General features: G+C 40.0%; 4 protein-coding genes and 1 pseudogene. All 5 read left to right on the plus strand.

Annotated features, from left to right (window positions below; translation table 11 throughout):
* The first annotated feature begins 25 nt into the window (after positions 1–25).
* On the plus strand, positions 26–2,911 hold the full coding sequence (locus tag B2X72_RS24715; protein WP_286851918.1) for a helix-turn-helix and ligand-binding sensor domain-containing protein: 2,886 nt from the start codon (positions 26–28) through the stop codon (positions 2,909–2,911).
* Between the two features lie 265 nt (positions 2,912–3,176).
* Entirely contained in the window at positions 3,177–6,278 is a 3,102-nt protein-coding gene (locus B2X72_RS24720) for a SusC/RagA family TonB-linked outer membrane protein (RefSeq protein WP_286851920.1), read from the plus strand.
* Between the two features lie 20 nt (positions 6,279–6,298).
* Positions 6,299–7,729: a RagB/SusD family nutrient uptake outer membrane protein gene (locus B2X72_RS24725; protein ID WP_286851922.1), complete on the plus strand. Its 1,431-nt coding sequence runs from the start codon at positions 6,299–6,301 to the stop codon at positions 7,727–7,729.
* Between the two features lie 76 nt (positions 7,730–7,805).
* Positions 7,806–9,191: a glucoamylase family protein gene (locus tag B2X72_RS24730; RefSeq protein WP_248933371.1), complete on the plus strand. Its 1,386-nt coding sequence runs from the start codon at positions 7,806–7,808 to the stop codon at positions 9,189–9,191.
* 164 nt (positions 9,192–9,355) lie between these two features.
* Positions 9,356–9,679 (plus strand): annotated as a pseudogene (locus B2X72_RS24735) (glycoside hydrolase family 3 N-terminal domain-containing protein); the annotation flags it as partial.

Here is a 9,679-nt window from a genome sequence, read left to right on the forward strand (position 1 = left end):
AAATCAGTTTAAAGTGAGGGAGTCGATGACAACAAAAAAATATAGTAACATCTATATCTTTTGGTTTTGCAGCATTTTATTTTTTTTAATGCACCCTGGCTATTGCCAGACAATCATACCTACAGGAACACCTTTTGTAAAACAATACAAAAAAGACCAATACAAGGCTGGAAATCAGAACTGGTCTTTGGCAGTCGATAAAGATGGTCGCATTTATAGTGCAAATACCGAGGGACTGTTACAATTTGACGGACAATACTGGCGTATCTTTCCACTGCCAAATCATTCAACAGTCCGAAGTGTTGCGATTGGTAAAGACGGAAAAATTTATACAGGCGGAAGAGGTGAATTTGGCTATTGGACTTCCAAACCTTTCGGAAACTTGACCTATCATAGTCTCTCTAAACTTGTGCAGGACAAGACCTATTTTCCAAACGAAGAAATCTGGAAAATCATTGTTGAGGACCAACGGGTATTTTTTCATACATTTTCCAAATCTTATATTTGGGAAAACAATCGTATACGGCAGCTAACCGCCAAAGGTGAACCCTTTTTATTTCCGCATCAGCTCGATAACAAGTTATTTTTCGAACAGCTGCCAAGTGGTCTGCATGAATTTAAACAGGATAAACTTATCCCTGTAAAAGGAAAAGAGGTCTTGAAAGATAAAAATGTACTTGCCATCTTACCTTTCGACGCAACGACCTCGCTTATTGCCACTTCGCGAAACGGCCTTTACCTGATGAAAGCCGATGGTTCCATCCTACCCTGGCCTGTTCCGGCAAACCAGCTCTTGAGCCAATCACAAATCAACAATGGCTTATACCTCTATGACGGACAATACGCTTTTGGCACCATCCAAAACGGTGTTATTGTCATCAATAAAAATGGTCAGGTCATTCAGCATATCAATAAAAACAATGGTCTCCAAAACAATACCGTTCTCAGTATTGTGAAGGACAATCAGAAGAATATCTGGGTGGGACTTGATAATGGTATAGACCGCATTGAAATCAACTCCCCGTTATCATTTTATACTGATTTTGTTGGAAAAATTGGTACGGTTTATACATCAATTATCTATCAGGGGAAAATCTATCTTGGAACCAATAAGGGATTATTCTCAAGCGAATGGAAGGGATTAAACAATTATAATTCGTTAAATTTTTCTCAGATTCCCAATTCAAACGGTCAGGTATGGACCTTAGCCATATTTGGCGATGAACTTATCTGTGGACATAATGATGGAACCTTCAAATTGGTTAATGGGCGGCTCGAGAAGATTTCACAGATCACTGGCGGCTGGATATTCAAGCCTATTTTTGGAACAAAAAATATTCTTCAAGGAAACTATACGGGCCTATCGAAATTTAGCTTCGATGGTATACATCTTCAGTTCGTCCAGCAATTCGCGGGCGTTAAAGATCCCGTTCGATTTTTGGCGCAAAAAGATAACCATACCTTTTGGATTGGCGATTGGGGACAGATACAACTACTCGGATTTGATGCGAATTTCCAACAGGCAAATATTTTATTTTCCTCCAAACAGGACAGTATCGCTTCAAAGAGGCAATTTACAGGGATTTATACATTAGAAAATAATCTTGTATTTGCGACGGACAGCGGATTTCTCCAATTCGACAATATTGTAAAAAGATTCAGCTATGCCGATGAATTAAACACAGCATTAGGCACCTATAAAAATTCAAATAAGGTCATACCGATCAATACAAACAGCTACTGGTTTATTCAGAAGACAAAAATTGCTAAAGTAGATTTTGACAGTAAGGGCAAACTTCATATTGACTCCAATCTGCTCAGTCCCTTACAGGATCGAATGATGAATAACTATGAAAACATTCTCCCTATTGAAAACCAATACTATCTCATCGGCTTAGATGATGGATTTGCAATCTATCGTCATTCCGATAAATCACAAAAATATAGGTTGCCACTTCCACAAATAGCACAACTCATCAACTTGACAACAGGACAGGTTATTATTCCAGATTCAGCGTTCAAACTATCATCATCGGACAATAATCTTAGAATTAGCTTTTCAAGTCCATATTATTCGTCATCACCGATTCAATACCAATATTATCTCGAAGGTTACTCGGACAATTGGTCCGAATGGAGTGAAACTGCCTATCAAGATTTCACTAATCTACCTTATGGAAAATTTCAAATTAAAATAAGGGCGAAGGACAATATGGGCTTGGTTTCGGAAATTCAAACGTTTTCCTTTACTATTCGGTATCCATGGTACCTTTCTTGGTGGGCAAAGGTATTTTATACACTGGTGCTGATAACGCTCATCTATTTAGCTTATATATTTAGTCTTCAGCAGGAGCGCAAGCGTCAGTTTCAAATTCGGCGAAAATGGTTGGAAGAGAAAAAGATTGCTTTGGAACGCGAAACCGAGCAAAAAGAAAAGGACTGGATCAAACTTAAAAACCAGCAATTAGAAGATCAGCTTCAATTAAAAAATAAAGAACTGGCCAATGCAGCACTCAATATCGTTTACAAAAATGAAATGTTGAACAATTTACACGACGAGCTTAAACAGCTTAAAGATGCTGATGGCAACAAACTGAGTTCGGATGAATTGAAAAAAATAAACAAGCTCATTGATGATGCCCATAATGACGATCGTGACTGGCATATTTTTGAAAGAAGCTTTAACGAATCACATGAGAATTTTTTCAAGAAATTGAAACAAGAGTTTCCTGATCTTGTCCCCAATGACCTTAAACTATGCGCCTACTTAAGGCTCAATATGTCGAGTAAGGAAATTGCCTCATTGCTTAACATTAGTACACGCGGTGTCGAGATTAGACGCTATCGATTACGTAAAAAGTTAGGCATTCCCACAGACAAAAACCTCTCTGAATTCCTGATGGAACGTTAAATTCCCATCACAAACACTACATCATTACCACACACGAGCTTTAGTGTATAAAACACACTAAAGCTCGTGTTATTTCGTTTAAAAATACTATCTAAAAAGCTGACTATCAAAAACATAAAATACAAAAAAAGGTAAGCTGAGCAAGTTGAAATTTCATGTAGTAGTGATGTGAAAATGTTAAATTTTGGCAAAGTTGTACTACATCAACATCTTTGCTTCAGGGAAATAACCAACGTATTTTAAACAAACACCAAAAATTAACGATATGAGGAATCTATCCGCATTATTTTTGACATCCATGGTCGTATCTGTTGCCTATGGACAAACTTCCATACAAGGAGTGGTCAAAGATGGCTCAAGCATGATCTCCATGCCAGGCGTCACCATCAGTATCAAAGGGAAAGCAGTAGCTACAAAAACCGACGCAACGGGGAAATTTCAAATCAACGCCTCTCCTACCGACTCATTGGTCTTTAACTTTCTGGGTTATCGCACACAAACCGTCTACATTGGCAATCAAACGCAACTCAATGTATTCTTAGAAAATCAAAACCAAGCACTGGAAGAGGTTGTGGTTATCGGTTACGGTACGCAAAAGAAAGCGGATCTGACAGGATCGATCAGCTCCTTGAAATCATCCGATATCACGAAGCAACCTGCCATGTCGGCGATGCAATCCATCCAAGGTAAAGCTGCTGGTATCAATATTATTGCAAATGAAGCACCCGGTTCCTCACCTAATGTAATTATCCGGGGCTTAGGAACGGCATTATCAGGACGGAATCCACTCTATATTGTCGACGGAATTGCACAAACAGATATTAATAATATCAACCCATCAGATATTGAATCTATGGATGTTTTGAAGGATGCATCCTCTGCATCTATTTACGGTCTTCGGGCTGCAAATGGTGTTATTATCGTGACCACGAAGAAAGGTAAAACAGGGACGACAAACATCAATTATGAAAGCTTTGCAGGCATAAAAAATGTCCTCAATCGTGTGAAAATGGCAAACGCTGATCAGTTTAGAACATTTGCCAATGAATACCTAACCTCGACCAATGGATCGTACCGTTTAGCAGAGAATCAAAAATATAATACAGATTGGTATGACGAATTATTACGTACAGGTTCTGTATTTAATAATTCCGTTAATATTTCTGGCGGAACTGAGAAAGTTGATTACTTCGTATCCGCAAACAATTATACCGAAAATGGTATTCTTGATGGCTCCAAATTTGTAAGAAATACCATACGCAATAACAACGTATATAAATTTTTAAACAATCGCCTAAAGTTCAGTCAAAATTTAAATCTTACATTAACAAACGCAACGCCCAAGCCCTATAGTGCTTTCACCACGGCTTATCGTCAGTCACCGCTGGCTCCCCTGATGTTTGATAATGGCCGTTACGGTTTAGGTCGTGTAAATACAACAACTGGTGTTGCCGGTATTGAGGCAGCTCCTGGGCAAGCTATCGGAAACTTAAATTCCATTGGAAATCCAGTGTATGAGGTTTTACGTCAAAATGAAAGAACAAATACGCTCCGCCTACAGGGAAGTTTTGAAGGAGAATTCAAAATAACCGATTATCTGAAAATCAATTCGCGTATTGGCGGGAATAAATTTTATTCGAAACAACGGATTTTTAATAATGTAAAAGATCAATGGTTAAATGCAAATACGTTATTGAATGAATCTGATTTCATCAAATTAAAGGAAAATAATCCAAAAGCCCTTGACTATGTAGACAATAGTCTGAAATATGAAAATCTGGAACAATTCCGCTGGTCTATCGAGAATTTCTTGACCTTCAACAAGAATTTTGACAAGCATCATATTGAGGCGGTTGTGGGGATGTCACGTGAGAAATACGACATTAACAGCATGAGCAGCCAAACGGGTTATAATGTGCCTGAACAAGAGCAATACTGGAATATTAATCTTGCAAAAGGAACAACCAATTATGGTATTGTTGCGCTGCAAACGTCTTATACTCCAAGGGCCTTAGCTTCTTATTTCGGACGATTACAGTACAATTACGATAGCAAATATTATTTAACGGCAACATTGCGTAGAGATGGATCAAGTGTTTTCCGTAATACAGGAAAATACTGGGGTACATTCCCATCGGTGGGATTAGGCTGGACGGTAACCAATGAAAGCTTTATGAAAGATGCCAGCTGGATTAATTTATTGAAAGTGCGCGGAAACTGGGGTAAATTAGGTAACCAAGATATCCCGTTAAATGTATCCACAATTTTAACAAGTCCAGAAAGTTCAAATTATAACTACGTTTTCGGTCCTGAACAGAATATGGTGTATGGTAGTGCTTATGGTACTCCTGCCGTAAATCTAACCTGGGAAGTAACCAGAGAAACAGGCGCTGGCGTAGACTTTGCGTTTCTAAACAATCAGCTTTCAGGATCCATTGACTACTATCATAAGCTGAATACCAATACTATTCTTGATGTAACGCCAACTTACACTTCTCCTTCAGAGAAAAATTTCTATGCGCATGGTGCCAAAGTACTGAATCAAGGAGTTGAAGTAGCTTTAAATTGGAACAAAAGCATTAATCCTGAATTCAGTTATACCGTCGGCGTCAATTATGCCTACAACAAAAACAAAGTAACAGAAGTGGTTCCTGCCTATGACCGTGCTACTGGAGGTAGTTTAAATAATGGGGAGATTACCAAACAACTCCGTGTCGGACAACCGATCTATGGCTGGTGGATGTTTGAAGCAAATGGTGTCTTTCAAGACGCTGAAGATGTAAAAAATTACCCATCGTTTGGCGCTGCAAAACCTGGCTACCTGAAGTACAAGGATCAAAATGAAGATGGTGTCATCGATTCCCGCGACAAGGTTTTCTTTGGATCATTTTTACCGACTTCAACATATGGTATCAATGTTGGTGTTAATTACAAAGCTATTGATTTTAATGTCTCCGGATATGGTGTTGCAGGCAATAAGGTTTACAATGGTTTAAATAGTGTTCGTTCCAATGCGGGTGAGAATATCGCGTTGTCAACTTTTGAAAATCGCTGGACTGGCGCAGGTTCAACCAATGAGCATCCTGGTGCAGAAAGAGCATATTGGGCTTCGAGTTATTTCCTTGAATCGGGTGCTTATTTCCGTATCAATAATATCACCGTAGGATACACTTTCAACAACTTATATAGCTCGAGATCTAAACTAAGATTATATGTTACTGCACAGAATCCATTTATATTTACGAATTATAGTGGTTTCTCACCTGAACTTGCAGGCGACGGTAGTCCAAATTTAACTTCTGGTATTGAGCTTTCGGCTTATCCAACGACACGTAATTTCTTATTTGGACTTAACATGCAATTTTAATCACCTTAGTTTTGAAGACAATGAAAATTAACAAACTTTATATAGCAATTCTTCTTAGTGGGGGCATTGCATTGCAAGGCTGCAAAGACAACAACTTCTTAGATGTACCTTCTAAAGAATATGTTGAAGCCGAAGACAGTGAAGAAATCTACACACCCGAGCAATTTGTCAATGGTGTATATGGAATGTTTACGGACTGGGATTATTCTTTCTCTTACATTGGTATCACGGACATGCTTTCCGATAATGCGGATAAAGGTAGTTCAGCGACAGATGCCGGTGGTGATAAACTAAGTTTAGACGAGTTGACGTACACTTCAACAACAGGTTCCTTTCTTTCCATGTGGACACGTTGGTATAAATCCATTGGGCGGGCTACGCAAGCTATTGCATACACGGAAAAATTTGGATTGACAGACGAAGCTTATAAAAACAGATTGATTGCCGAAGCCCGTTTTCTACGTGCATTGAACTACTTCTATCTTGTGCGTGGATGGGGCGATGTTCCTATTCAAGAACGTGATTTAATAAAAAGAGAACCCGCAGCTGAGGTTTACGCTTATATTGAAGCTGATTTACAATTTGCTATCGACAATCTTCCAGTCAAATCTGCTTATGCTGCAAAAGACTTAGGTAGAGCAACCAAAGGTGCTGCACAAGGATTAATGTCAAAAGTCTATTTGTATCAAAGCAAATGGCAACAAGCTGCTGATATGGCGAAAACTGTCATCACATCTGGAGGATACAGTCTCGAACCAGATTACGCAACAATTTGGCGTTTAGCGGGGGAAAATGGCCCTGAATCATTATTTGAATTTCAAGCAAGGGGTACCTCTATCGCACATGGTATCCAACAATATAGTCAAGTACAGGCACCTCGTGGAGGAGCGGTAAACTTAGGCTGGGGTTTTAATATCCCAAGCCAAAACTTATTGGATGCCTTCAATGCCGAAAAAGACAATATCCGTCGCGATGCCACGATTATTTTCAGAGGCGAACCCCTGTATGATGGCCGTCTTATTGACAATGGTGTAGAAAATCCAATGTACAATGAAAAAGCGTATTCCTCTGCAAATGGAGGTGCCGCTGATGGCGATAAAAACGTACGTTACCTCCGTCTAGGTGAAATTTATCTTATCCTGGCCGAAGCAGCTAATGAGGTTGGCAATAGCAGCGAAGCGCTGAACGCATTGAATATGGTACGGACACGTGTAAAATTAGCCAATGTAACGACAACCGACCAAGCGCAGCTCCGCCAGTTGATCTGGAAAGAAAGACGCCTTGAATTAGCTTTTGAGCATGACCGCTGGTTTGATTTAATTCGTACAAAACAGGGAAAAACTGCCATGGCAGCCAATGGAAAAACGTTCCAGGATAAAATGATGCTTTTTCCAATTCCGGAGAATCAACGGATCCAAACGCCAGAAATGCCGCAAAATACCGGTTGGTAATCATTTATACAAAATAACTCCGTTCAAACGACCTATGGTCGTTTGAACATTTTTTCAAGAATTAAACAACATATCCATGAGAAAACGAATAGCATATCCAGCACTTAGCGGTATCGCTTTGGCGCTTATTCTCAGCAGTTCGTGCCAAAACGCTACTAATAGCAGTCCAGACAGTCCCTCAAAGATTGATTCAACCGATGGAAGCAAAATCAATGAAGATTCGCTATTAACAACTATTCAGCAACATACATTTCAATATTTTTGGGAAGGTGCCGAACCTACTTCCGGTCTCGCCAGGGAACGTATCCATATGGATGGTGTTTACCCTCAAAATGACCGTAATGTCGTGACCATAGGTGGTAGTGGCTTCGGGCTCATGGGTATGATTGTCGCCATGGAACGTGGGTTTATCAGTCAGGAACAAGGTGTTCAAAAGCTGGATCACATCATGGATTATCTAGGCAAAATCGAACGGTTTAAAGGAGCCTGGGCACATTGGTACGATGGAGAACTGGGTACAGCGAAACCCTTTAGTGAAAAAGATAATGGCGGTGACATCGTTGAAACTGCATTCTTAGCCCAAGGCCTAATCGCCATTCGGGAATATCTAAAAGACAAAGGTGATTCTGCCCAACTCGTTGCCCAAAAAGCAGATAAACTATGGAAAGAAATCAATTGGAATCATTACACAAATGGACAAAATGTTATTTATTGGCATTGGAGTCCTAAATTTAACTTCCAGCAAAATCATCCGGTCAGAGGATACGACGAATGTCTGATTACCTATATTTTAGCAGCCTCCTCACCTACATACCCTATTGCACCCCAAGTGTATCATGAGGGCTGGGCAAGATCTGGGGCCATTAAAAGCTCCGCTAAAAAATACGATATTCCACTCGTACTCAAGCACAATGCCAAAGAAGGTGAAGTGGGGCCGTTATTCTGGGAACATTACTCCTATTTAGGATTGAGTCCCAAAGGATTAAAAGACCAATATGCAGATTATTGGGAAGCGACAAGCAACCATGCCAAGATAAATTTGGCCTATGCAGATCTAAACCCAAAAGGTTATAAAGGTTATGGTTCAGATAAAGGCTGGGGCTGGACAGCCAGCTATTCCATTAACGGCTACGATGCACATCACCCAGACAACGACCCTGGCGTGATCTCGCCTACAGCAGCTTTGTCTTCCATGCCCTACACCCCACATGAAAGCATCCAGTTTGCGCAATACCTAGATAAACAACTCGGCAATAAAGTCTGGGGTAAATATGGTTACTATGATGCCTACAGTGAAACGGCAAATTGGTATCCACAACGTTATCTAGCCATCGATCAGGGGCCTATTATTGTCATGATCGAAAACTATAGAACAGGTAAAATCTGGGAGCTATTTATGCAGGCCCCAGAAATTCAACAAGGACTAAAGAAACTCGGTTTTACAAGTCCTTATTTAAAATAGTGGTCTGTGGAATCATTTTCAATCCGTCACACGTTGAGAATGGTTCCTTCCACGAAAACAACAGGATATCCCATAAAAGAGCGTCAAGAGTCATCTTGAGCGCTTTACATAAACTTACCATGTAGCGAGGAAAGCAAAATCCATGCGCACAAAAAAATAATACGATGAAAAAAGTAGTAGGTACTTTCCTTCTTGCATTGATCGCCTGGCATACAAGTCCAGCGCAATCCAATCAGAAAATGGACACGTTCATTAATCAGCTTATGGCTAAGATGACTGTCGAGGAAAAGATTGGACAACTTAACTTGGTCACCGGTGGTGAAGCGACGACCGGAACCACAGTATCCACGGGAGTAGAAGCGAAAATTAAAAATGGTCAAATCGGCGGTATTTTCAGCATGAGTACACCAGCGAAAATCCGCAAAACACAGGAAATAGCGATCAAGCAATCCCGGTTAAAAATACCCATCATTTTTGGGATGGATGTT

The organism is Sphingobacterium sp. UBA7253 (genome assembly GCF_002472745.1).
Lineage (GTDB): Bacteria > Bacteroidota > Bacteroidia > Sphingobacteriales > Sphingobacteriaceae > Sphingobacterium > Sphingobacterium siyangense.

Bases quoted from the DNA above. Each gene is read 5' to 3' on its own strand.
- B2X72_RS24715 (WP_286851918.1), top strand. From the start codon at position 26: ATGACAACAAAAAAATATAGTAACATCTATATCTTTTGGTTTTGCAGC.
- B2X72_RS24720 (WP_286851920.1), top strand. From the start codon at position 3,177: ATGAGGAATCTATCCGCATTATTTTTGACATCCATGGTCGTATCTGTT.
- B2X72_RS24725 (WP_286851922.1), top strand. From the start codon at position 6,299: ATGAAAATTAACAAACTTTATATAGCAATTCTTCTTAGTGGGGGCATT.
- B2X72_RS24730 (WP_248933371.1), top strand. From the start codon at position 7,806: ATGAGAAAACGAATAGCATATCCAGCACTTAGCGGTATCGCTTTGGCG.